Origin of the sequence: Sphingopyxis sp. CCNWLW2 (genome assembly GCF_037095755.1) — a bacterium.
Taxonomy (GTDB): Bacteria; Pseudomonadota; Alphaproteobacteria; order Sphingomonadales; family Sphingomonadaceae; genus Sphingopyxis.
The window spans coordinates 685,001-707,599 of the sequence record NZ_JBAWKJ010000001.1 but is presented as its reverse complement, the minus strand read 5'-3'; the positions used below and the strand labels follow the sequence as shown (position 1 = coordinate 707,599).

20 protein-coding genes (1 of these 20 running past the window's edge) are annotated in these 22,599 nt (G+C 66.3%); 14 read left to right on the top strand and 6 right to left on the bottom strand.

Annotation, left to right across the window (positions count from 1 at the left end; genetic code table 11):
- Window positions 1-62: 62 nt before the first annotated feature.
- Both V8J55_RS03295 and V8J55_RS03290 read left to right on the top strand, forming a co-directional pair.
- Window positions 63-1,658: a helicase HerA-like domain-containing protein gene (locus V8J55_RS03295; RefSeq protein WP_443030783.1), complete on the top strand. Its 1,596-nt coding sequence runs from the start codon at window positions 63-65 to the stop codon at window positions 1,656-1,658.
- Window positions 1,655-2,107, top strand: a complete 453-nt coding sequence (locus V8J55_RS03290; protein ID WP_336444371.1) for a hypothetical protein — start codon at window positions 1,655-1,657, stop codon at window positions 2,105-2,107. Before V8J55_RS03295 ends, V8J55_RS03290 begins: the two co-directional genes overlap by 4 nt.
- 18 nt (window positions 2,108-2,125) lie before the next feature.
- On the opposite strand, the gene V8J55_RS03285 is transcribed toward V8J55_RS03290, so the two are convergent.
- A complete protein-coding gene (locus V8J55_RS03285) occupies window positions 2,126-4,825 on the bottom strand; it encodes a M1 family metallopeptidase (protein ID WP_336444370.1) in 2,700 nt (899 codons plus the stop codon).
- A gap of 125 nt (window positions 4,826-4,950) precedes the next feature.
- Here V8J55_RS03285 and V8J55_RS03280 point away from each other — a divergent pair, with 125 nt between their 5' ends.
- The gene (locus tag V8J55_RS03280; RefSeq protein WP_336444369.1) at window positions 4,951-6,237 is read left to right on the top strand and encodes a cytochrome P450; all 1,287 of its coding nucleotides are present in this window, start codon (window positions 4,951-4,953) and stop codon (window positions 6,235-6,237) included.
- A 78-nt stretch (window positions 6,238-6,315) separates the two neighbouring features.
- Window positions 6,316-6,552, top strand: a complete 237-nt coding sequence (locus tag V8J55_RS03275; protein ID WP_336444368.1) for a hypothetical protein — start codon at window positions 6,316-6,318, stop codon at window positions 6,550-6,552.
- 137 nt (window positions 6,553-6,689) lie between these two features.
- Here the strand turns inward: V8J55_RS03275 and V8J55_RS03270 are convergent, their stop codons facing one another.
- The gene (locus tag V8J55_RS03270; protein ID WP_336444367.1) at window positions 6,690-7,100 is read right to left on the bottom strand and encodes an acyl-CoA thioesterase; all 411 of its coding nucleotides are present in this window, start codon (window positions 7,098-7,100) and stop codon (window positions 6,690-6,692) included.
- A gap of 46 nt (window positions 7,101-7,146) precedes the next feature.
- On the bottom strand, window positions 7,147-7,617 hold the full coding sequence (gene queF, locus V8J55_RS03265; protein ID WP_336444366.1) for a preQ(1) synthase: 471 nt from the start codon (window positions 7,615-7,617) through the stop codon (window positions 7,147-7,149).
- 129 nt (window positions 7,618-7,746) lie between these two features.
- On the opposite strand from queF, the gene V8J55_RS03260 reads away from it, so the two are divergent.
- The 4 genes from V8J55_RS03260 (at window position 7,747) to V8J55_RS03245 (ending at window position 12,329) form a co-directional block, all read left to right on the top strand.
- Entirely contained in the window at window positions 7,747-9,087 is a 1,341-nt protein-coding gene (locus V8J55_RS03260) for a hypothetical protein (RefSeq protein WP_336444365.1), read from the top strand.
- Window positions 9,088-9,274: 187 nt separating this feature from the next.
- Window positions 9,275-10,117, top strand: coding sequence for a 3-mercaptopyruvate sulfurtransferase (gene sseA, locus V8J55_RS03255; protein ID WP_336444364.1), 843 nt, complete (start codon window positions 9,275-9,277; stop codon window positions 10,115-10,117).
- A 69-nt stretch (window positions 10,118-10,186) separates the two neighbouring features.
- Window positions 10,187-11,392, top strand: coding sequence for a cystathionine beta-lyase (gene metC, locus V8J55_RS03250; protein WP_336444363.1), 1,206 nt, complete (start codon window positions 10,187-10,189; stop codon window positions 11,390-11,392).
- 4 nt (window positions 11,393-11,396) lie between these two features.
- Complete coding sequence (locus V8J55_RS03245) at window positions 11,397-12,329, top strand: mechanosensitive ion channel family protein (protein WP_336444362.1); 933 nt, start codon at window positions 11,397-11,399, stop codon at window positions 12,327-12,329.
- Here V8J55_RS03245 and ppa read toward each other — a convergent pair.
- Together ppa and V8J55_RS03235 are read right to left on the bottom strand one after the other, a co-directional pair.
- Entirely contained in the window at window positions 12,326-12,862 is a 537-nt protein-coding gene (gene ppa, locus V8J55_RS03240; protein ID WP_037516908.1) for an inorganic diphosphatase, read from the bottom strand. The genes V8J55_RS03245 and ppa overlap by 4 nt on opposite strands.
- A 211-nt stretch (window positions 12,863-13,073) precedes the next feature.
- Window positions 13,074-15,008: a M61 family metallopeptidase gene (locus V8J55_RS03235; protein ID WP_336444361.1), complete on the bottom strand. Its 1,935-nt coding sequence runs from the start codon at window positions 15,006-15,008 to the stop codon at window positions 13,074-13,076.
- Between the two features lie 95 nt (window positions 15,009-15,103).
- On the opposite strand from V8J55_RS03235, the gene hisS reads away from it, so the two are divergent.
- The 6 genes from hisS to V8J55_RS03205 all read left to right on the top strand — a co-directional run bounded on the left by hisS (window position 15,104) and on the right by V8J55_RS03205 (window position 22,479).
- Window positions 15,104-16,351, top strand: a complete 1,248-nt coding sequence (hisS, locus tag V8J55_RS03230) for a histidine--tRNA ligase (protein WP_336444360.1) — start codon at window positions 15,104-15,106, stop codon at window positions 16,349-16,351.
- Complete coding sequence (prfA, locus tag V8J55_RS03225; protein WP_336444359.1) at window positions 16,351-17,418, top strand: peptide chain release factor 1; 1,068 nt, start codon at window positions 16,351-16,353, stop codon at window positions 17,416-17,418. The genes hisS and prfA overlap by 1 nt, the downstream gene beginning before the upstream one ends.
- Entirely contained in the window at window positions 17,411-18,235 is an 825-nt protein-coding gene (prmC, locus tag V8J55_RS03220) for a peptide chain release factor N(5)-glutamine methyltransferase (RefSeq protein WP_336444358.1), read from the top strand. Before prfA ends, prmC begins: the two co-directional genes overlap by 8 nt.
- Window positions 18,236-18,511: 276 nt before the next feature.
- Window positions 18,512-19,426, top strand: a complete 915-nt coding sequence (locus tag V8J55_RS03215; RefSeq protein WP_443030810.1) for a DUF4167 domain-containing protein — start codon at window positions 18,512-18,514, stop codon at window positions 19,424-19,426.
- A 76-nt stretch (window positions 19,427-19,502) separates the two neighbouring features.
- Entirely contained in the window at window positions 19,503-20,888 is a 1,386-nt protein-coding gene (locus tag V8J55_RS03210) for a DUF4139 domain-containing protein (RefSeq protein WP_336444356.1), read from the top strand.
- A gap of 10 nt (window positions 20,889-20,898) precedes the next feature.
- Window positions 20,899-22,479, top strand: a complete 1,581-nt coding sequence (locus V8J55_RS03205; RefSeq protein WP_336444355.1) for a DUF4139 domain-containing protein — start codon at window positions 20,899-20,901, stop codon at window positions 22,477-22,479.
- 8 nt (window positions 22,480-22,487) lie between these two features.
- Here V8J55_RS03205 and V8J55_RS03200 read toward each other — a convergent pair whose 3' ends face one another.
- Window positions 22,488-22,599, bottom strand: the final stretch of a protein-coding gene (locus V8J55_RS03200) for an acyl-CoA thioesterase (RefSeq protein ID WP_336444354.1). 278 nt of this gene lie beyond the right edge of the window; only the last 112 of its 390 coding nucleotides appear in the window; its start codon lies beyond the right edge, outside the window; it ends in the stop codon at window positions 22,488-22,490.

Here is a 22,599-nt window from a genome sequence, read left to right as displayed (position 1 = left end):
CCGATTGCCTGACCTGCCCCGCCGCTCTAACCTCCTCCCGACGTATCAATGGAGGACAGCGGGTGAGCGACGGCAGCACGGCAAGCGAAATCTATATCGGCCTTGGCGGGGGCGGCGCGCCCGATGGCCCGCGCCAGTCGCTCGTGCTGAAACGTGCGAACCGCCACGGGTTGATCGCGGGTGCGACGGGCACCGGCAAGACGGTGACCTTGCAGGGGCTTGCCGAGGGCTTTTCGGCGGTCGGCGTTCCGGTGTTTGTCGCCGATGTGAAGGGCGACCTCGCCGGCATGGCGATGGCGGGTAGCCCGACGTCGAAAATGCACGAGATTTTCGCCGCGCGCGCCGCCGAGATCGGCGACAGCGAATGGGCGTACCGCGACAATCCGGTGATGTTCTGGGACCTGTTCGGCGAACAGGGCCACCCTGTGCGCACGACGATTTCCGAAATGGGCCCGCTGCTGCTCGCGCGGCTGATGGGGCTCAACGAGGTGCAGGAGGGCGTGCTCGCGATCGCGTTCCGCGTCGCCGACGAACAGAATCTGCTGCTGCTCGACCTCGGCGATTTGCAGGCGATGCTGTCGTGGTGCGCCGAGAATGCCGATGAGCTTACGACCAAATATGGCAATGTGTCGAAGGCGACCGTCGGCACGATCCAGCGCCAATTGCTCACGCTCGAAAGCCAGGGCGGCGCCAATTTCTTTGGCGAGCCCGCACTCGACATCCACGACATGATCCGCACCGATGAAAATGGGCGCGGTTATGTGAACATCCTCGCCGCCGACAAGCTGATGGCGAGCCCCAAGCTCTACGCAACCTTCCTCCTCTGGATGCTTAGCGAGATGTTCGAGACGCTTCCCGAGGTCGGCGACCCCGACAAGCCGAAGCTCGTCTTCTTCTTCGACGAGGCGCATCTGCTGTTCGATGACGCGCCGCCCGCGCTCGCCGAAAAGATCGAGCAGGTCGTGCGCCTGATCCGCTCGAAGGGCGTTGGCGTCTATTTCGTCACGCAGAACCCGATCGACATTCCCGAGGATGTCGCGGGCCAGCTTGGCAACCGTGTCCAGCACGCGCTGCGTGCCTTCACTCCGCGCGACCAGAAAGCGGTGAAAGCGGCGGCCGAAACCTTCCGCCCCAATCCCAAGGTCGATGTTGCGCGCGAGATCACCGAGCTGAAGGTCGGCGAGGCGCTGGTGTCGCTGCTCATGGCCGACGGCGCGCCGTCGCCGGTCGAACGCACCTTGATCAAGCCGCCCTGCTCGCGCGCGGGGCCGCTCGACGCCAAGGAGCGCGCGATCATCAAGTCGATCTCGCCCGTCGAGGGCAAATATGACACCGCGGTCGACCGCGAGAGCGCCGAGGAACTGCTCGCCGTCAAGGCCGAGCAGGCGCAGGCGGCCGCGATCGAGGCGAAGGCGCAGGTCGAGGCCGACAAGCAGGCCGCGATCGCCGCGAAGGAAGAGGCGAAGCGCAAGGCCGCCGAGGAGCGCGAGCGGCTGCGTCTCGAAAAGGCCGCAGCGCGCGAAGCCGCCAAGCCGTCGATGACCGAAAAAATGGTCCAGTCGGCGGCGCGCTCGGCGGCGACCAGCCTCGGGCGGCAGGTTGCGGGCAAGTTCGGCGGCCAGCTGATGCGCGGGATATTGGGCAGCCTGTTCAAGTGAGCGAAGCCGATGCGATGCTGATGGAGGCGAGCCTGACGGCCGTCGCCGACGCCGGCATCGACATCCGCCACGCGCTGTTCGACCGCTTTTTCGCCGCCTTCCCCGAGCGCCGCGCGAGCTTCATGGTCGTCGATGCCTCGTCGCGGCGGATGACCGACGAGACGCTGCAGATGATGTTCGGGCTGGCGAAGGGCGAACGCTGGGTGTGGCCGCTCGTCGCCGAGCTTGTCTTCACCCACCGCGCCTATGGGCCGCTGCCGATCGCCGAATATGACGCCTTCATCGACATGACGGTCGCCGAACTGGGCGCAGCTGCTGGCGGGGCATGGGGCACTGAGGCGGCGACCGCGTGGCAGCGCCATGCCGAAGCGCTCAAGGCGATGATCCGGCGCGCGCGCGCCGAATGGGAAAGCGCGATGCCGGTCGGAACGCCGCAGCCGGCCGACTGACCGGCTGCGGCCTTTCCGCTATTTCGCCTTCAGCCATGCGGCGATTTCTCCTTTGATGCGTGGGCGGCTGACGCTGCGCTCCTTCAGGCTCGCCAGCGTCTTGTCATAGGGCTTGCGCACGTCGGCGGGTAGCGGCGCGGCGATCCGCTCGAGCTTCGCGATCATCGCGGGATCGTTCGACGAAGCCGCCAGTCCCGCGAGGAACCGTGCGCGCGCCGAGGCATCGATCAGCCGGTCGACCGCGGCCTGATTCGCCTGCGCGAAATCGACCGCCAGCTCGGGATGGCCCCGCGCAACCGCATCGATGATCCCGGCGCTGACTGTCTTGCCCGGCTCGTCGGTGAGCGCGAGGGCGAGCGCGCGCTTGGCAAGGACGTCGTCCTTCGCCGATCCGAGCAGCGTATAGAAGGCGATCCGCTCGACCGCCGATTTCGATGCCTTGGCCATCGTCCGTAGCCTGGTCCATTCGGCGTCGCTCGCATTCGCCGCGACGATGCCGAGCCAGCGCGACTTTAGCGGGCCGTCGAGCGCAGCGGGATTGCGGTCGAGCAGCGCGAAGCGCCGCCGTGCCTCGGCGAGCAGTTTCGCATCGCCGAGCGTCCCGAGCGCCTTGAGCAGATCGGAGCGGAGGATGCTGTCGAGCGCGGGCTCGCCCGCGCGCGCGTCGAAGCCGAGCCGCTGCATCGCCGGGCCGAGCGCAGCGGTGCCGCGCGCGGCGATCTGTTTCTGTACTGCCGCCTGGTCGTTGAACATGTCGTAAAGCGCCGCATAACGCCCCGCGACATCGCCGAGAAGCTTCTGGTTCGCATTCAGCGGCGCAGCGGAGAGCATGTCGAGCGCGGCGCCCATCGGCTGGTAACCGGCATAAGCGAGCGCGAAATTGTCGCCGAGCAGCCCAAGCTGGTCGATCGGGGCCAGCTTTGCGAAATCACCGCGGAGTGCGGCGAGCGCTGCGGGCGAATAGAGGGTGCGATAATAGCCCGCCTGGCCGGCGTTGAGCAGCACTGCGCCGCAGCCGGGCAGCGCCAGCGTGCCGGCGCCGCCCGCGATCACCTGCCGCGCTACCGCGCCTTTGCCGGCGCGCGCGAGCACGGGCACCTGCCAGCGGCGGCCTGTGGCATCGATACTCTGCTTGCGATCGCGCGAAAATTCGCCCTGCGTCAGCGCGACGGTCGTGTTGCCGCCCGCGCAGGTCACGGCGCCGACGCGGAGCAGCGGGATTCCCGGCTGGTTCGTGAAATCATGGGCGATCGCGGTCAGCCCCTTCGCGCCCGCCGCCTCGACCGCGTTCCATAGATCGTCGGTGCGGGTGTTCGCATATTTATGCTTGGCCATGTAGCTCTGCAGCCCGCCGCGCCACACATCCTCGCCGGCATAGGCTTCGAGCATCGTGATCACCGCCTCGCCCTTCTGGTAGGTGATCGCGTCGAACGCCTGATTGGTATCCTCGACGGTGCGGATCGTCTGGACGATCGGGTGCGTCGTCGCAAAGGCGTCGAGCCCCATCGCGCGTTCGCGGCCGTCGACGCGGTCGAGCAAAGGCTGCCAGTCGGGGTGGAAATGGTCGCTCGCCTTGGTTTCGATCCAGCTCGCGAAGCCTTCGTTGAGCCAGAGGTCGTCCCACCACGCCATCGTGACGAGATCGCCGAACCATTGGTGCGCGACCTCGTGCGCCTGCGTCGAGTAGATTTGCTGGCGCGTCGCATCGCTGGTGATCTTCGGATCGTCGAGCAGGATGCGTTCGAAGGTGAAGATCGCGCCCCAATTTTCCATCGCGCCGAAGAATTGCGACTGGCCGGGCCCTGCGACATTGTCGAGCTTGGGCAGCGGGTAGGGCTGGCCGAAATAGTCGCTGAAATAGCCGAGCAGGGGGCCGAGGCTGTCGAGCGCGAAGCGCGCCTGCTCGCCCGATCCCTTGGGCGATACGATGCCGACCTCGGCGCCGCTTTCGCTCTTCGCCGCGATCCGCTCGAAATCGCCCGTCGCGAAGAAGAGGAGATAGGACGACATTTTGGGCGAGATCTGGAAACTCACCTTCTTCTTGCCGCCCGCGACGGGGGTTTCGCTCGCCACGGGCATGTTGCTCACCGCGAGATCGCCCGCGGGAACGGTCGCCGCGAGGGTGAAGGTCGCCTTGTAGCTTGGCTCGTCGAAGCTCGGGACGAAGCGCCGCGCGTCGGGCGCCTCGAACTGGGTGAACAGCCCGCGCACCTCATTACCGGTGACCTTGTCGGGATAGTCGAGCGCGAAAAGCCCGTTCGCCTGCGTGTTGATCGCCCCGGTGTAGCGGGTGGCCAGACGATATTTGCCGGGTGCGAGCGGACCGGGGGCGGTGAAGCTCGCGGTCTGCGTGGCGGCGTCGATCGCGACGGTCAGCGGAATCGCTTTGCCGTCGGCGCCGGTCAGGCTCGCGCTCGCGAAGCTGAGGTCGAGCGCGTTCAGCGTCAGCGTTGCCGAAGGCTCATAGAGTTCAAGGTCGATCCCCGCCTCGCCGGTAAAGGTCAGCGCCTTGGCGTCGGGGGCAATGCTGATGTCATAATGCACCGGCCGCGCGATCCGCGGCAGCTGGCTCGGCACGCCCGAATCGAGCGGCGCACCGGTGAGCGCGGGCGTCGCGGCGACGGGTGCCGGGGATTCGATCCCCGGCTGCGCAGCGCAGGCGGCAAGGCTGAGCGACGAGACGGCGGCAACAAGCAAATGGCGAGTCGAATATTTCATGATTGCGATCCCCGGTTTGATTTGCGGTCCGGGCTAGGCGCATGCGCCAGCCCCCGCAACGCCCCCTTTCGGCAGGCGGTCGTCGAGGCTCGACAGACGGCACGCGATCAGGCAGCTTTGGTTGCATGACAAAACCTATATTGCCTGGAGAGGTAGCCGCCGCCGTCGTCGACCCCGTCGCATATGGCAATTGGGATCCGCTGCACGAACAGCTCGCCTGGGCGCGCGCGAACATGCCGCTTGGCGTCGCCGAGAATCACGATCACGACCCTTTCTGGCTGGTGACGCGGCACGCCGATATCATGGCGATCAGCCGCGATCCGCAGCGTTTCGCGAACGGCATCCGCCCGACGGTGCTGACCAATCGCGACGGCGAGGCGCTGGCGCGCGCGGCGACCCCCAACAACGACGGGCACCTCATTCGTTCGCTGGTCCAGATGGATGCCCCCGACCATATGAAATACCGGCTGCTGACGCAGAGCTGGTTCATGCCCAAGAATCTGAAGATTGTCGAAGATCGCATCCGCCAACTGGCGCGCGAAACCGTCGATCATATGCTCGAAACGGGCGGAGAATGCGATTTCGCGCGCGACGTCGCGGCGCATTATCCACTGCGCGTGATCATGGACATTTTGGGCGTCCCGCCCGAAGACGAGCCGCGCATGCTGATGTTGACGCAGCAATTGTTCGGCCCGACCGATCCCGAACTCAACCGCAGCCGCGAGGCGATCACCAGCGCCGAACAGGCGATCGCGATGCTTAACTATGTCATCGCCGATTTCGAAAATTATTTCGGCGCGCTCACCGCCGAACGCCGCGCCAATCCGCGCGAGGATATTGCGACGGTGATCGCCAATGCGACAATCAATGGCGAGCAGATTCCCGACCGCGAACTCGCCGGCTATTATATGATCGTCGCGACCGCGGGGCACGACACGACGAGCGCGTCGACCGCGGGCACGATGATGGAGCTGGCGAAGAACCCGGCGTTGTTCGACCGCTTCCGCGCCGCCGACAGCGACAAGGCGGGGCTGGTCGAGGAAGCGATCCGCTGGACGACGCCGGTCCAGCATTTCATGCGCAGCGCCAGGGAAGACGTCGAGATCGGCGGCCAGACGATTCGCGAGGGCGACTGGTTGATGCTCAATTATGTTTCGGGCAACCGCGACGAGGCGGTGTTCGGCGACCCCTTCGCTTTCGATCCCGACCGTGAAAAGAACCAGCAGATCGCCTTCGGGTTCGGCGCGCATGTCTGCCTTGGCCAGCATCTCGCGCGCATGGAGATGCGTATATTGATGGAAGAGCTTTTGCCGCGGCTCAAAAGCCTCGAACTGGCCGGCGAGCCCGCGCGCGTCGAATCGGTGTTCGTCGGCGGATTGAAGCGCCTGCCGATCCGGTTCACCGCCGCCTAGCTCCGATCCGGCACGGCAAACGTAATGGAACCAAAGCCTGTCAGCGGCGTTTCAAGCCCGCTAAAAAAGGAGTTTGCGATGAATCTCTGGAAAAAGGCCGCGGTCTCAATCGCCGCGACATCGATAGTCCTTGCGCCGGTGGCTGCGTCGGCGGCGCCCGCACTGGACGCTGCCCGCGCGGCCTCTGTCACCGAGGGTCAGAATGAACTCGAAGGCGCGAGCTGGGTTGCGATCGTGCTCGGACTTGCAATCGTCGCCGGCGGTATCTGGCTGGTCATCGATGGCAACGACGACGACGATCCGGTAAGCCCGTAAATTCGCTGCGCGGCCGAACGATCCGGCCCCGCGCTGGGGCAATCATTCGCGTTGCGTAGCAGTTTCTTCGTCCAAATTTGAAAAGGCCCTCTCCCGCAAAGGAGGGGGCCTTTTCACATCCGACGACTTTTTTCGGGTTAGACCTTCTCGGCCGGAAAGAAGCGCGCGACGACCTCGCTCGCGAGCCGCGCGGGACGCAGCGTTTCGGCGTCGATGCAGCACCATGAGGATTTGACCTCGGCCAGCACATCCTCCCCACGCTTGATGATCGTTTCGTAAAAGGCGCGCGCACCCTGCACCTTTTCGAGGATGACGGTCGCGATGACCTGATCGTCGAGGAACGCAGGACGGCGATAGGTGATCTCGTGCTTCAGCGCGACCCACAGATGCGCCGCGACCGCGTCGGGCGGCGCGATATGGCGCCAGTGCGACAGCACCGCTTCCTGCACCCAGCTCAAATAGTGGGCGTTGTTCACATGACCCATGAAATCGATCTGGTCGGCACCAACGGCGATCGCATGGTCGTGTGGAAGGGAAGCGGCGGTCATATCGCTGACACTAATGTCAATATTTTGTGACGGAAAGATGAATCTTTCATCCCCGGCCGCGATAGGGCGCGACGCCCTGGTCGGGGAGCCACAGGTCGGCGGGCGGCGCGCTCGATTGCCAGAAGACGTCGATCGGGATGCCGCCGCGCGGATACCAGTAACCGCCGATCCGCAGCCAGCGGGGCTGCATTTCGTCGAACAGGCGGCGGCCGATGCCGACGGTGCAATCCTCGTGAAAGCCCGCGTGATTGCGGAAACTGCCGAGAAACAGCTTCAGGCTCTTCGATTCGACGATCGTTTCGCCGGGCGCATAATCGATCACGAGATGCGCGAAATCGGGCTGGCCGGTCACTGGGCAGAGCGAGGTGAACTCGGGCGCGGCGAAACGGACGAGATAGAGCTCGCTGGCGCGCGGATTGGGGACATAGTCGAGAACCGCGGCCTCGGGCGAGGCAGGAAGTTCGCTGGACTGGCCGAGATGTTTCGGCGCGAGCGGGGTAGGGGTGGAATCGGTCATGGAAAGGCTCTAGTGCGCAGCGGCGCCGATGTCATCCGGACCAATTGTCCTGGGAGATGACGGGCCGCAGGGTTCAGCGCCGATTCAGCGGCGTGTGCGAGATATGGGTAGTGTGGGATCGCGGACAAGATGACGGTGCGTAACTTCGGGCGAGAACAGGTGGCGACGTTCGCGCTGGTGGCGGCGATGCTGAGCGCGGCGATGCCCGCGCGCGCGCAGGACACCACAACCTCGCCCCGCCCGATCGACTTCCGCCTGCCCCCGCCCGCCGATGACGGCCGTACGCCGGGTGTGCAGGGTCCCTCGGACAATGGCCTGCCGCCGGTCGCGCCGGGCGAGCGGCGCGGCCAGCCGACGCCGACCCCCGCGCCGACGCCGACGCAGCCCGTGGCGCCGCCGCGCGTTGCCCCGACCCAGCCCGCGACGGCCACCCCGACACCCGCGCCGGCACCGACACGGCGCGATACCCCCGCGATCGCGGCTCCGCGTACGACCGCACCGGAAACCGCAAGCCCGGCGGCGCCCGCCACGACCGACAATCCGGCGTTGCCGCCGCTTGAGACGGCCACGCCGCCCCCTGCCACGGCGGCGGACGCCGCACCCGTCGCCGCCGACGAAACGCCGGTTGCAGCAGCTCCCGCGGATGCGCCGTCGGGCACGCCGATCTGGGCGTGGGTGCTTGCCTTACTGGCAGCCGCGGGCGCCGGTTTCTGGTACTGGCGCCGCCGCGCCGCGCCCGCCGGTCCCACCATCGACGAAGCGCCCGAGACGCCGCGCCCGGCCCCGACACCGCCCGTCCAGCGCGCCGCGCCGCCGGCTTCACCAAAGCCCGCCGCGCCGAAGCCAATGCAGCCGGTGGCGCCGCGCCCGGCCGCACGCCAGCCCGCGCGCGCGCCGCTTGCGCCGCCCGAGCGGCCCGCGCCTTCGCCGCTTGTCACGCGTCCCGCGGCCGAAAAGCGTGCGATCATCGGCATGGCGCTCGACATCCGCAGTATCCGCTTCGCCGCCGACCATGTGGCGGTCGGATTTGCGCTCCACCTTATGAATCAGGGGCCGACCGCGGCGACCGGCCTGATGGTCCGCATCGCGCTCAATCAGGGATCGGCGATGACCGAACCGGTGCTCGCGCGCTTCTTCGACGGTGCAGGCGGCAGCATACTGCGCGACGATATGATGCTCGCGCCCGGTGCGGGGGAGGAATTGTCGACCGAAGTCATGCTGCCGCGCGCCGCGATCGAGCCGCTGATGATCGGCGGCAAGCCGATGCTCGTCCCCGTCATCGCGTTCGACGTGACCTATCATTGGGATGGCGAGGGCGACGCCTTCGGCCAGAATGCCGGCAGCTTTGTGCTCGGCCGCGAACAGGGTGCGAGCGGGAGCGAAAAGCTCGCGCCGCTGCCGCTCGACCGCGCATCCTATACGGTCGATCGGCCCGCGGCGCGCTCGACCGCCGTCAAGCGCGCTCAATAGTCTGGCTCAAAACGGTACTGGTTTTTTGTTGCGGTGCAGCATCGGCTGGGGCAGGATCGACTGCGCTTGAAAAAGCGCAGGTGGGGGCATAGGCTGACTATTCCCCAGAAAAGAACAGAGCCACAGCAGGATGGCCGGTGAGGGACAGGAAAAACAGGTTCCCGGCCGGTCGCAACAGGAGCATGACATGGACGCCTTGGTCTCAACCGACTGGCTGGAACGCGAACTGGGGGCATCGGACCTGCGGGTCGTCGATGCGACGAAATTCCTTGCCGACGAGGGACGCGACGCGCGCGCCGAATATGAAGCGGGCCACATCCCCGGCGCAGTATTCATGGACCTCGCCGAACTGACCGATCCGTCGAGCGACGTCGACAATATGGCGCCGCAGGCCGAGAAATTTGCGAGCCGCATGCAGTCGCTCGGTCTCGGCGATGGCAGCCGCATCGTGCTTTACGACGACAGCCCGCTCAAGAGCGCGGCGCGCGGCTGGTGGCTGCTCAAGCTGTTCGGCGCGCATGACGTCGCGCTGCTCGACGGCGGCCTCGCGAAGTGGAAGGCCGAAGGCCGCGGGCTCGAAATGGGCAAGCAGACGCTGCGCCACCGCCACTTCACCGTGTGGCGCGATGCGAAGGCGGTGCGCACCAAGGACCAGATGCTGGCGAACCTCGACAGCGGCGCCGAACAGGTCGTCGATGCGCGTCCCGTGGCGCGCTTCACCGGTGAGGAGCGCGACCCGCGTCCGGGCGTCGCGCCGGGCCATATTCCGAATTCGCGCAGCCTGCCGCACGGCGAGCTGTTCAACGCCGACGGCACGTGGAAGCGCGGCGACGATCTGAAGGCCGCGTTCGACGCCGCCGGGGTCGATCTCGACAAGCCGCTCATCACCACCTGCGGCAGCGGCATGACCGCGACCGTCGTCGCCTTCGGCGCGCACCTGCTCGGCAAGGATGACGTAGCGGTTTACGACGGCAGCTGGGTCGAATGGGGCGCCGACCCCGCGACGCCCAAGGCGACCGGCGCGGCCTGACGCGCCCGGCCCGGACATCCTTCGTCCCGAAGGGTGGATTTTGGCCGGTGCTCCGCTAACAAGGCGGGGATGAGCAACAGCGACGATGATAGCCTCCGCCCTGCGACGAAACTCGTGCAGGGCGGACGGCGCCCCGAATGGACCGGCGACCCGCGGCTCGGCGGTGGCGTCGTCAATCCGCCGGTGTGGCGCGCCTCGACGATCCTCTACGACAATATCGCCGATCTGAAGGCGCGCGGTCACGCGACGCACGACAGGCTGTATTATGGCCGCCGCGGGACGCCCACGGTGTGGGCGCTCGCCGATGCGTTGACCGGGATGGAGCCGGGGGCCGAGGGCACCTTGCTCTATCCGTCGGGGGTCGCGGCCAATTCGGCGGGCCTGCTCGCGCTGCTGTCGCCGGGCGATCACCTACTGATGGTCGACAGCGCGTACGAACCGACGCGCGCCTTCTGCAACGGCATGCTTGCGCGGCTCGGTATCGAGACGAGCTATTACGATCCGCTCGCCGGCGCGGGGATTGCCGAGCTGATCCGGCCCGAGACGAAGCTGATCTTTCTCGAATCGCCGGGCAGTCTGACCTTCGAGGTGCAGGATATTCCCGCGATCACCCGCATTGCGCGGGCGCGCGGCGTGCTGACGATGCTCGACAATACCTGGGCGACGCCGTTGCTGTTTCCGGCGCTGGCGCACGGTGTCGACGTGACGATGATGAGCCTCACCAAATATGTCGGCGGGCACAGCGACGCGATGATGGGCTCGCTGACCGCGACGAAGGCGGTGTGGCCGCGGCTGCGGCAGGCGGCGTATCAGCTTGGGCAGGCGGTTTCGCCCGACGATTGCGCGCTGATGCTGCGCGGGCTGCGCACGCTCGACGTGCGGATGCAGCGCCACGGCGCGAACGGGCTGGCGGTCGCGAACTGGCTCGCCGCGCGCCCGGAAGTCGGCCGTGTGCTCCATCCCGCGCTTCCGGGCGATCCCGGCCATGCGATCTGGGCGCGCGATTTCGCGGGCACGAGCGGGTTGTTCGGCTTCACGCTGAAGGGCGTCGATGAAGCCGCGCGGACGCGTTTCATCGATTCGCTCGTCCATTTCGGCATCGGGTTCAGCTGGGGCGGCTATGAAAGCCTGGTCGTACCGAGCGATCCGCCGTCGATCCGCACCGCGACCACATGGACCGATCCCGACCCGCTCGTCCGCCTGTCGATCGGGCTCGAGGATCCGGCCGACCTGATCGCCGATCTCCAACGCGGCTTTGCCGCGATGGCGGGATAAGCCGATGGACGGGCTGTCCGGGGGCGTTCTCCGCACGATCGAGGCGCTGAAGGCGATCGGCATCGATGTCGGCTCGTACCGGCTGTCGCTCTATGGGCTGTTTTCGACGATCGTCGTCGCGGTGCTGCTGTATCTGGCTGTGCGAATCATCCTGCGCTCGATCAAATGGCTGCTCCGTCGCAATACCCAGATCGATGCGACGCAGCGGCTGCTCGCCGAAAAGCTGATCGCGATCGCGCTGTTCGTCTTTGCGCTGCTCTTTGGCATCGACCTGCTCGGCATCGACTTGACCGCGCTGGCGGTCTTCTCAGGCGCGGCGGGCCTCGCGATCGGTTTCGGGCTGCAAAAGACCGTCGGCAATCTGATCGCGGGGATCATCCTGCTGATGGACCGGTCGATCAAGCCGGGCGACATCATCGTCGTCGGCGACGGGAGTTCGATGGGCGGATCGGCGCTACCCGGCGGAGTGCCCAATGTCGGCCGCGTTGCCAAGATCGGCGTGCGCGCGGTCAATGTCGTCACCCGCGACGGCAAGAAACATCTGATCCCGAACGAATTGTTGATGACGCAGCCGGTCGAGAACTGGAGCTATGCGAGCCCCGAGGTGCGCGTGCGGATGCGCGTGCCGGTTCCCTATGACTGCGACCTCAGGCGCGCGCAGCGGCTGATCGTCGAAACCGCCATGACGAACCCGCGCATCCTGAACGAGCCCGAACCGGCGGTGTGGATCACGGCATTTGGAGAACGCGCGGTCGAGCACGAGCTGCGCTATTGGATTTCGGATCCCGAGGCGGGACTCGGCAATATCCAGGGCGAGGTGTTCCTGGGAATCTGGGACCGCTTCAAGGAAGCGGGAATTCGCATCCCCTATCCGCGGCAGGACGTGCAGATTATCGGGGCGCCGGAAACGGACCCGGCGCCCACGGACAAGAATTAGAAACCGATCTTCTTCGCGCGCTCGATGCACTCGACGATGATGCGCTTCGCCTCGTTCACATCGCCCCAACCATTGAGCTTCGCCCATTTGCCGGGTTCGAGGTCCTTATAGTGGGTGAAGAAATGCTCGATCTGCTGCAGCACGATCGGCGGCATGTCGGTGTAGCTCGCGACATCGGCATAATAAGGGAAGGTCTTGTTGACGGGCACGCAGAGCAGTTTCTCGTCGCCGCCGGCATCGTCTTCCATCATCAGCACGCCGATCGGGCGGCACTTCACCACCGCGCCCGCGACGATCGGCGAACGCGCGACGACGAGCGCATCGAGCGGATCGCCGTCTTCGCCCAGCGTGTGCGGCACGAAGCCATAATTGGCGGGATAGCGCATCGGGGTGTGGAGGAAGCGGTCGACGAACAGCGCGCCGCTTGCCTTGTCGAATTCATATTTCACCGGCTCGCCGCCGATCGGAACTTCGATCAGGACGTTGAGGCTGTCGGGCGGGCTGTCGCCGGCGGGAATCAGGTCGATGCGCATGGGAGATCCTTTTGTGTTTTTGAATCGCGCGCGCCTTTAGCGCCGGAAAGAGCCAAAAGTCGAGGGGCGAAGGGCGTGCAAGATCCTCCCTGTGCCGCAGGCATGGGGAGGTGGCAGCGCGAAGCGCTGACGGAGGGGGTATGGCGCCGACCCCTCCACCATTCGCTTCGCGAACGGTCCCCCTCCCCACCGCTGCGCGGCAGGGAGGATTTTAGAGTTGGCGCTTCGCCGCCAGCAGCCGGTCGAACCAGTCGGGGCCAGCGGCGGTCTTTTCGAGATGCGGCCAGCGCAGCCCGGCGTGATAGTCGATCTCGATATTGCGATAGCGCCCGCCGCGCTCGACGAGCAGGCGTACGGGGGTCTTGGCGTCGGTCGCGGCGCGAATCGCGGCTTCGATCCGCTCGCGGCTATAGCTCAGCCCGTCGACCGCGACGATCTTCGTTCCGTTGACGATGTCGGCCTTGAATGCCGGGCCGTCCCACAGGATGCCGGTCGCGACGCCGTCCTTGTCGATCGTCATCCCCAGCGAATGGGTGAGGTCGGCGTTTTTCGCCTGCGCCATGCGGTCGCGGTCATAGACATTGGGCGCGTCGCGCCAGACGAGGCGGTATCCCGCGCGCTCGATCCCGCCGGTGGGCGCCGTCCGCCCGCTTGCCTGCATGCGTTCGCGCAGGAAGCTTGCCCAGTCATAAGGATGGACGGCGTTCAGCGCCGCGACGACATCGTCGAAATCATAGGTGTCCTGCCCCCAGTCGCCCTCGCGCCCGCCGAAAAAAGCACGCGCGAAATCGTCGAGGCTCTTGGCGTTGTTCGTCGCCTGGCGGATCAGCATGTCGGCGTCGAGCCACATCAGCGATCCTTCGTTGTAATAATCCTCGCTGCGCGACCAGCTCGCAAAGGGCTTGGCCTTGCGCGCCGCGATGATCGGGTCGAGCGTCGTGTCCTCGACCGAACGCCACTGGCGCCCCGGCTGGACGCTGTAATTGCCGGCGTTCGTCGCCCATTCGGCGAGGACCATCTCCTTCGACTGCATCCCCGACCGGCCGGCGAGGACGAGGTCCCAGAAGCTCGTCTGGCCTTCATAAACCCAGAGCAGATTGTCCTGCATCGGGGTGCGATAGTCGGGGGTCCACATCTTGTCGGGGCGGCGGTATTTGCCGTTCCAGCTGTGCGTCAGCTCGTGCGGCAGCAGCCCGCGTTCGCTGTCATTGTCGTTCCATTTGGTGAAATAGTCGGTCGCGCGGCTGTTCTCGCTGCTGCGATGATGCTCGAGCCCGATGCCGCCGAGTTCTTCGGTGAGCGCGAGCAGGAATTCATAGCGGTCGAAATGCCGCACCCCGAACAATGCGATCGCTTCGGACACCAGCGCGGCGTGGCGCGCGATATGATCAGGGCTCGCCTCGAGATATTTGGGCTCGTCGGCGACGACGTTGAGCGTCACCTTGTTGCCGAGGTCCCATTTGCGGAAAAATTTCCCCGCGAACATCGGGCTGTCGATCAGCACCTCGTAATTGGTCGGCGCGAAGCTGTAGCGGTTGCCTGAAACCTTGAGCCCGTCGAGCGCCGACGCGCCGGTCCAGCCATCAGGCAGCGTGACTTCGAGCTGCACCGGGATCGCGCGGGTGAAATAGCCCGCAGGATAGAGGCTGACCTGTTCCCATTGCAGGTTCATCATCGCCGGGGTGACGACGACGCGGCCTTCGCTTGTGCGCGTCGGCGACAGGAAATCGAAGGTGACGTCGATGCTCTTCGTGCCCGCGGGCACGTCCACGTCGAAGGCGTAGACATCGGTCGGCTGGCGCGTCCAGCTCAGCGGCTTGCCGCCCGCGCTCGCCTTGAACCCCGCCATCTCGGCGATCGCGCCGCGCGGCGCGTGCTTGCCGGGCAACCATTCGGGGTAGAGCAGCGTCAGCTTGCCCGCCTTCGCGACGGGGATCGTCTGGCGCACATGAAAGATGCCGCGCGCAAAGTCGGTCGCGTCGACCTTGAGCTGCATTATGCCCGGATAGGGCTTGTCGGCGGGCAGCGGGATCGTCAGCGGCTGGACGACCGGCTGGGGGCGGCTGTTGCCGTCCTGGGCGCTGGCGGGCGAAAAGGCGATGGGTGCGGCGATGACCGCCGCTGCGACGAACAGTGCTTTTTTCATGGGCAGCACCTCTGCCGCGAAACGTGGGCGAGGTCCAGCGGCGGCTCTGCAAGCGCACTTTGCCTTTCGACGAAAAACCATTAGATGCGCCGCGCATGAGCAAGGACAAAAGCGCGAAAATCCCGACGCCGCAGGCTGTGCGCGGCACCCAGGACATGCTCGGCGATTTCGCCGACCGTTTCGCGCATGTCGTCGAGACGTTCGAACGCGTGCGCCGCCTCTATGGCTACAAGCGCGTCGAGGTGCCGGTGATCGAGCCGACCGCGGTGTTCGCGCGCTCGCTGGGCGAGACGACCGATGTCGTGTCGAAGGAAATGTATTCGTTCGAGGATCGCGGCGGCGAATCGATCACGCTGCGCCCCGAATTCACCGCGGGGATCGCGCGCGCCTATATCACCAACGGCTGGCAGCAGTTCGCGCCGCTGAAGGTCGCGACGCAAGGCCCGCTGTTCCGTTACGAGCGCCCGCAAAAGGGGCGTTATCGTCAGTTCCACCAGCTCGACGCCGAAGTGCTCGGCAGCGACAGCCCGCTGGCAGATGCCGAACTGCTGGTGTTCGCCGACCAGCTTCTGAAAGAGCTCGGCATATCCGAAGGCGTCACGCTGACGCTCAACACGCTCGGCGATGCGGCGAGCCGCGACGGCTGGCGCGCGGCGCTGGTCGAGCATTTCGAAGCGCATCGCGGTGAGCTGTCGGAAGACAGTCTCGCGCGGCTCGACAAGAACCCGCTGCGCATCCTCGACAGCAAGGATCCGAAGGACCGCCCGATCGCCGACAGCGCGCCCGACATCGACGCGTTCCTCACGAGCGAAGCGCAGGATTTCTTTGGCGCGGTGACCGCCGGCCTCGACGCCGCGGGCGTTGCGTGGGAGCGCAACGCGCGGCTGGTGCGCGGGCTCGACTATTATCGCCACACGGCGTTCGAATTCGTCACCGATCGCTTGGGGGCGCAGGGCACTGTGCTCGGCGGCGGGCGTTATGACGGGCTGATCGAGAATCTCGGTGGGCCGCCGACCCCCGCGGTCGGCTGGGCGGCCGGGATCGAGCGGCTGGCGATGCTGCTTGCCGACGATGTGATCGACACCCAGCTCGACGCGGTCATCGCGGTCGAGGACGATAGTCTGCTTCCCTACGCGATGAAAATTCTCGCCGCGATGCGGAGTAAGGGACTTGCAACTGAAATCGTCGCGACCGGTTCGCCGCGCAAACGCTTCGACAAGGCTGGGAAGATTCCGGCGCGCGCCCTGATTGCTATCGGTACGCGCGACGGCGAGACTTACACGAACATTCGCGGCGACAGCGAGCTGACGATAAAGGTCGACGCGATTATTCGCGCACTCTGATGGCCAACGTTTCCGAAAGACAGATCGACGCCATCATCGAGCGTCATGCCGCGTTGCAGGCGCGCATGGCGACGGGCGATATGGCGCCTGCCGATTTCGTCGCGGCATCGAAGGAGTTCGCCGAGCTCGAACCCGTCGCGACCGCGGCGCGCGAGGTTGTGCGGCTGCGCGGCGAAATCGTCTCACTGAACGAGATGCTCGCCGATCCCGAAATGAAGGCGATGGCGGCCGAAGAGCTTGCCGCGGTCGAAGAGGCTTTGCCCGCCGCCGAGCATGATCTTGCGATCAGGCTGCTCCCCAAGGACGTCGCCGACGCGCGCGCGTCGATGCTCGAAATCCGCGCTGGGACCGGCGGCGACGAGGCGGCGCTGTTCGCGGGCGACCTGCTGCGCATGTACAGCCGCTACGCCGACGGGCAGGGCTGGAAGGTCGAAGTGATCTCGGCGAACGAGGCCGAAATGGGCGGCTACAAGGAAGTCGTCGCGTCGGTGACGGGGCAGGGCGTGTTCGCGAAGCTCAAGTTCGAAAGCGGCGTCCACCGCGTCCAGCGCGTCCCCGCGACCGAAAGCCAGGGGCGCATCCACACCAGCGCCGCGACCGTCGCGGTGCTGCCCGAGGCCGAGGAAGTCGACGTCGCGATCAACGACAGTGACCTCAAGATCGATATATACCGCGCATCGGGCGCCGGCGGCCAGCACGTCAACACCACCGACTCGGCGATCCGCATCACGCATATCCCGTCGGGGCTCGTCGTGATCCAGCAGGACCAGCGCAGCCAGCACAAGAATCGCGCCAAGGCGATGCAGGTTCTGCGCGCACGGCTCTATGATCTGGAACGCGAGAAGATCCACAGCGCCGAGGCGTCGGCGCGCAAGTCGATGGTCGGGTCGGGCGACCGCTCCGAACGCATCCGCACCTATAATTTCCCGCAGGGGCGCGTGACCGACCACCGCATCAACCTGACGCTCCACCGCCTGCCCGAGATCATCGAGGGCGCGATGGACGAGCTGATCGACGCGCTGATCGCCGAGGATCAGGCGCAGCGGCTGGCGGGATTGGGTGACTGACTTCGCGTCCGCGCTGCGCGATGCGGCGCAGCGGCTGGCGGCGGTGTCCGACACCCCGCGCCTTGATGCCGAACTGTTGATGGCGCATGCGCTGGGCGTCGAGCGGCAGGCGTTGCTGCTCGACCCGGCGCGTTTTGCCGTGCCCGAGCGTTTCGCGGCGCTAATCGAACGGCGGCTGCGGCACGAGCCGGTCGCCTATATCGTCGGCTACCGCGATTTCTGGACGATTCGGCTGGCGGTTGGCGCCGGCGTGCTGATTCCGCGACCGGATAGCGAGACGCTGATCGAAGCGGCGGCCCGGCATTTCGGAGATGGCGCGCCGCGCCATGTGCTCGATCTGGGCACCGGACCCGGAACCCTGCTCCATGCGGCGCTGGCCGAATGGCCGCGCGCGACGGGGCTGGGGATCGACGCGAGCGAGGTGGCGCTGACTTATGCGCGCGCCAATGCCGATGCGCTGGGTTTGGCGGATCGCAGCGAATTCCGGGTCGGCGATTGGGGCGCGGGAATCGATGGCCAGTTCGACCTCATCCTCTGCAACCCACCCTATATTGCCGATTCCGAAGCCCTGATGCCCGACGTCGCCGGTCACGAGCCCGCTGGCGCGCTTTTCGCCGGCGCCGACGGACTCGACGACTATCGGCGGATCATTCCCGATTTGCCGCGCCTTTTGGCGCCCGGCGGCCTCGCGGCCCTTGAAATCGGGCACACGCAACATATCTCGGTTCGTGAGCTCGCCGAAACCGCGGGGTTCAAGGTCGCCTGCAGACAGGATCTGGGCGGCCGCGACAGGGCGCTTTTGCTGACCCGCGCCTGACGGCCCTACAAGAATTTGCTTGGTTTCCGCTAAAAAGCGCGGTAGGGGCGGGCTCACAGACCTGATCGGGGTCCCTTTGGCGATGCGAACAGCATCGATACTGGTCCGGCTGGTCTGCTTCCCACTTACGATGCTGGCGCGGGACCGTGGGGTCCGGTGCAAGCGGTAAAGGGCAAGAACCGCGCAAGGAGCGCGGGCACGACGCGCGGGTGGCGCGGTCGGCCAAAAGGGGTTGGCGTAGCTTATTAGCTTATCGACAGGATGTCTCAGTTGAACATGAACAACCGACAGAACGGTCGCCGTCGCGGCCGTAACAACAACAGCAACAACAATAATCGGCCGCAGTCGGGTGGGCGCGGCGGTGTCGACCAGGCCAACCGCATCGACAGCCGCGCGCGCGGCAACGGCGCCCAGATGATCGAGAAGTACCGCAACCTCGCGCGCGACGCGCAGCTTGCCGGCGACCGGGTCCAGACCGAATATTATCTGCAGTTCGCCGACCATTATTTCCGCGTCGTGAGCGACTTCCGCGCCCGCCAGGAAGAAAAGGCCGCGGCGAACGGACAGGAACGCAGCCACGACCGCAGCCGCGAGATTCGCGGCGTCGAGGATTTCGACGGCCACGACGATACCGACGGCGATTTCGAAGCCGACACCGGCCGCGACGACAGCGACAATGGCGACGACCGCGGCGAGCGGAACGATCGTGGTAACGATCGGGGCGACCGCAACGATCGGGGTGACCGCGGTCAGCGCGACAATCGCGGCAACCGCGAACCGCGCGGCGACCGTGACGACGACAATCGCGGCAATCGCGAACCGCGCGGCAACCGCGACGATGACAATCGCGGCAACCGCCAGCCGGCCCGCGCCCGCCCCGTCCGCAACCGCGATGAGGACGAAGCGCAGGGCGATCGCAATGATCGCAGCGAAGCTCCCGCCGTGCGCGAAGAAGCCGCCGAGCAGGAACCCGCTCCGCGTCCCGCGCGCCGCCCGGCCCGCCGTCCGCGTCAGGAAGACAGCGGCGACAATGGTGGTGCCGGGATCGACACCGCCGTCCTGCCGCCCGCGATCGGTCGCCCCGAACGCGCCGCCGAAAGCGATGCCGCGGACGAAGCGCCCGCCGCCAAGCCGCGCCGCACGCGCCGCACGCTGGCGACGCGCAACACCGACGTCGAAGCGGCCGAATAAGCCAGCGATTTCACGCTGGTTTTTCCGATTCGCATGACATAGCCTCCCCGCGGGATATCCTGCGGGGAGGTTTTTTATGCGCGTGTTGGCCCTGGCCTGTTTGCCGCTGCTCGTCGGCGGGACGTCGACCGCCCTTTTTGCGCAGGACGCCGCGACGGGCAACGCGCAGGGCGACGTCGCGGTCACCATCTATAATAATGGCCAGTCGCTCGTGCAGGACGACCGCCAGCTCAGCGTCACCGCTGGGCGCAACCGCATCGAATTCCCCGACGTGTCGGCGCGCATCCGCCCCGAAACGGTGACGCTGTCGGGTCCCGGCATCGGGATCGTCGAACAGAATTTCGATTTCGACCTGCTCACCCCCGACAAGTTGATGGACAAGGCGGTCGGCCAGTCGATCACGCTCGTCCGCACAAACCCCGCGACGGGCGCCGAGCGCACCGAGCGCGCAAAGGTGCTCGCCGCGAACGGCGGCATCGTGCTTCAGATCGGCGAACGGATCGAGGTGCTGCGCGACGACGGCTTACCGGTGCGTGCGGTATTCGACCGGTTGCCGCCCAATTTGCGCGCGCGCCCGACGCTGTCGGTGACGGTCGATGCCGCCAATGGCGGCACCGTCCCGGCGCGGCTGTCCTATCTCACCCCGAACCTTGGCTGGACCGCCGACTATGTCGCGCTGTTCGACGCCGCAAAGGGCGCGATGGATATTCAGGGCTGGGTGACGCTGACCAACAGCACGGGCACAACCTTCAGCAATGCACGCACCTTGCTTGTCGCGGGCAGTCCGGGCGGCGGTGGCGGTTTCCGCCAGATGTCGGGCGCGATGGATTCGGCGGGCACCGAATCGAACGACCGCGAACGGCTCGGCGACTATTATCTCTATCCGCTCGCGCAGCGGACGACGATCGCCAACGCGCAGCAGAAGCAGGTGAGTTTCCTCGATGTGAAGGGCGCGCCCGCGCGCTCGACCTATGAATATGTCAATCGCTGGCTCGGCAGCAACAACGAGCCGGTGAGCACCGCGAGCGTGCTGCGCTTCTCGACCTCACGGCAGGGCGGGCTCGGCGACCAGCTGCCTGCGGGCACGATTCGCGTCTATATGCGCGACGCGCGCGGCGACCCGCAGTTCATCGGCGAAAACCAGATCGGTCATACCCCGATGGGCTCGGCCATGTCGCTGCGCACCGGCGATGCCTTCGACGTGAAGGTCCAGCCCACCGTCGTGTCGCGCACGCGCAAGGGCGATTCGCGCTGGGTGACCAAGATGAAGTACATCGTCAGCAACGCGCGGCCTTCGCCGGTGACCGTGCTGCTTGCACAGGACGGGCTTTATGGCGACGTCCGCATCAGCGACGAAAGCCTGAAGGGCGAGCGCATTTCGGCCGATCGGATCGAATGGCAGGTGCCGGTGCCCGCGAACGGCAAGGTCGATCTGACCGTAACATTCGATTCGCGGTACTGAGGTCCAAGCGATGCGGGCCTGGCCGCTGCTGCTGTGGGTCGCGGGGCTGCTGACGCCGGCGCCCGCGCTTGCCCAGGCTTCGGCGCCGGTCACCGTGTCGACCAAAATCGACGATGCCGCGGTCACCGTCTATCGCGCGCCGTCGCGCGGCGGCGGGCCGATCGACCCGAACTGGCCGCAGGGCTTCGCCTTCATCACCGAAACGCGCACCGTCACACTGCCCGCCGGGATGTCGGTGCTGCGATTCGAAGGCGTGGCCGAGGGGTTGCTGCCCGAAACCGCGGTGCTCAGCGGCTTGCTCGAAGGCGTCGTTGAAAAGAATCGCGATGCGCGGTTGCTGTCGCCCGCCGGACTCGTCGATGCCTATCTCAAACGCAGCGTCACCTTGCGGCGCACTAGCCTCGCCACCGGAAAGGTGGTCGAACAGGACGCGGTGATCCAGTCGGGGCCGAACGGCGGGGTGATCGTCCAGACGGCCGCCGGAGTCGAGGCGCTCGCCTGTTCGGGCCTGCCCGAGCGGATGCTCTATCCTCGCGTGCCCAAGGATCTTTCGGCCAAGCCGACGCTGTCGGTGCTCGTCGAGAGCAAGGCGGCGCGGACGGTGAAGGTGCAACTCCTCTATCTCGCTGAAGGGTTCGACTGGGCCGCCAATTATGTCGCCGATCGCGGTACCGACGGAAAGACGCTGGGACTGACCGGCTGGATCACCGTCGCGAACGGCGGGGTGACGAGTTTCCCGGGCGCGCAGCTCAACGTGATCGCGGGGCGCCTCAACAAGATGTACAGCCCGCCGCTGCCGCGCAGCACCCCGGGGCCGCTGGTGCTCAAGTGCTGGCCGATGGACATCACGAGCACGCATCCCCTGTGGGAGCTGCCGCCGATCATCGAGTTCGAGCAGAGCTATGATGAGAGTGCCGCCGCTGAGGTGATCGTGACGGCGCAGCGCCGCGATCGCGGGATGCCTCCACCGCCGATGATGGCCGCCCCGGCGCCGCCTCCACCACCCCCGCCGCCGGCCGAGGATCTGGGCGATCTCAAATTTTATCGCATCCCCTTTCGCGTCGATGTGTCGGCGAAGGGGCAGAAGCAGGTCGCGCTGCTCGCGAAGGACAAGGTTGCGGTCGAGCAGCTTTATGCGGCGACGCTTTATGATTTCATGGCGAACCGGCTTCAGCCGCTCTCCATGCAATTGCGTGTCCAGAACCGCGAGTCCGATGGGTTGGGCCTCGCGCTGCCCGCCGGTGCGGTGACGGTTTTTGAGACGATCGGCGGGCGACGCCTGCTCGTCGGTGAGGCAAAGATCGGCGACAAGGCAAAGGACGAACGCGTCGATTATGACCTCGGTCTAAGTCCGGCGGTGCAATATCTGACCGTTGTGAAGAACGATGCCGATCCGGATTACAAGCTCTGGCAGGTCAAGATAACCAACGCCCGGCCCTTCGATGCGGAGATCGAGATGCTGATTCCCTTCGCGCTCGATCCCGCGCCCGAAGGGTGGGAACGGCGGGGCAGCAGCTGGGTGTGGCGCGTGCGCGTTCCCGCGAACGACAGCCTCGTTCAGACTTTCCGGCAAAAGATGAAAGGCGGCTGAGCCGCCCGTCAGACCGGCGGCAGCGCGCGCGGCCGGTGATTCTCGTCGAGCGCGACGAAGGTGAACAGCCCCTCGGTCACGCGCTCCTCGGTCCGGCCGCCGTCGCGCGTCGCTATCACC

Coding starts and splice junctions, on each gene's coding strand:
- V8J55_RS03285 (WP_336444370.1), bottom strand. CDS start 4,825: ATGAAATATTCGACTCGCCATTTGCTTGTTGCCGCCGTCTCGTCGCTC.
- V8J55_RS03280 (WP_336444369.1), top strand. CDS start 4,951: ATGACAAAACCTATATTGCCTGGAGAGGTAGCCGCCGCCGTCGTCGAC.
- V8J55_RS03275 (WP_336444368.1), top strand. CDS start 6,316: ATGAATCTCTGGAAAAAGGCCGCGGTCTCAATCGCCGCGACATCGATA.
- V8J55_RS03270 (WP_336444367.1), bottom strand. CDS start 7,100: ATGACCGCCGCTTCCCTTCCACACGACCATGCGATCGCCGTTGGTGCC.
- queF (WP_336444366.1), bottom strand. CDS start 7,617: ATGACCGATTCCACCCCTACCCCGCTCGCGCCGAAACATCTCGGCCAG.
- V8J55_RS03260 (WP_336444365.1), top strand. CDS start 7,747: ATGACGGTGCGTAACTTCGGGCGAGAACAGGTGGCGACGTTCGCGCTG.
- sseA (WP_336444364.1), top strand. CDS start 9,275: ATGGACGCCTTGGTCTCAACCGACTGGCTGGAACGCGAACTGGGGGCA.
- metC (WP_336444363.1), top strand. CDS start 10,187: ATGAGCAACAGCGACGATGATAGCCTCCGCCCTGCGACGAAACTCGTG.
- V8J55_RS03245 (WP_336444362.1), top strand. CDS start 11,397: ATGGACGGGCTGTCCGGGGGCGTTCTCCGCACGATCGAGGCGCTGAAG.
- ppa (WP_037516908.1), bottom strand. CDS start 12,862: ATGCGCATCGACCTGATTCCCGCCGGCGACAGCCCGCCCGACAGCCTC.
- V8J55_RS03235 (WP_336444361.1), bottom strand. CDS start 15,008: ATGAAAAAAGCACTGTTCGTCGCAGCGGCGGTCATCGCCGCACCCATC.
- hisS (WP_336444360.1), top strand. CDS start 15,104: ATGAGCAAGGACAAAAGCGCGAAAATCCCGACGCCGCAGGCTGTGCGC.
- prfA (WP_336444359.1), top strand. CDS start 16,351: ATGGCCAACGTTTCCGAAAGACAGATCGACGCCATCATCGAGCGTCAT.
- V8J55_RS03215 (WP_443030810.1), top strand. CDS start 18,512: ATGAACAACCGACAGAACGGTCGCCGTCGCGGCCGTAACAACAACAGC.
- V8J55_RS03210 (WP_336444356.1), top strand. CDS start 19,503: ATGCGCGTGTTGGCCCTGGCCTGTTTGCCGCTGCTCGTCGGCGGGACG.
- V8J55_RS03205 (WP_336444355.1), top strand. CDS start 20,899: ATGCGGGCCTGGCCGCTGCTGCTGTGGGTCGCGGGGCTGCTGACGCCG.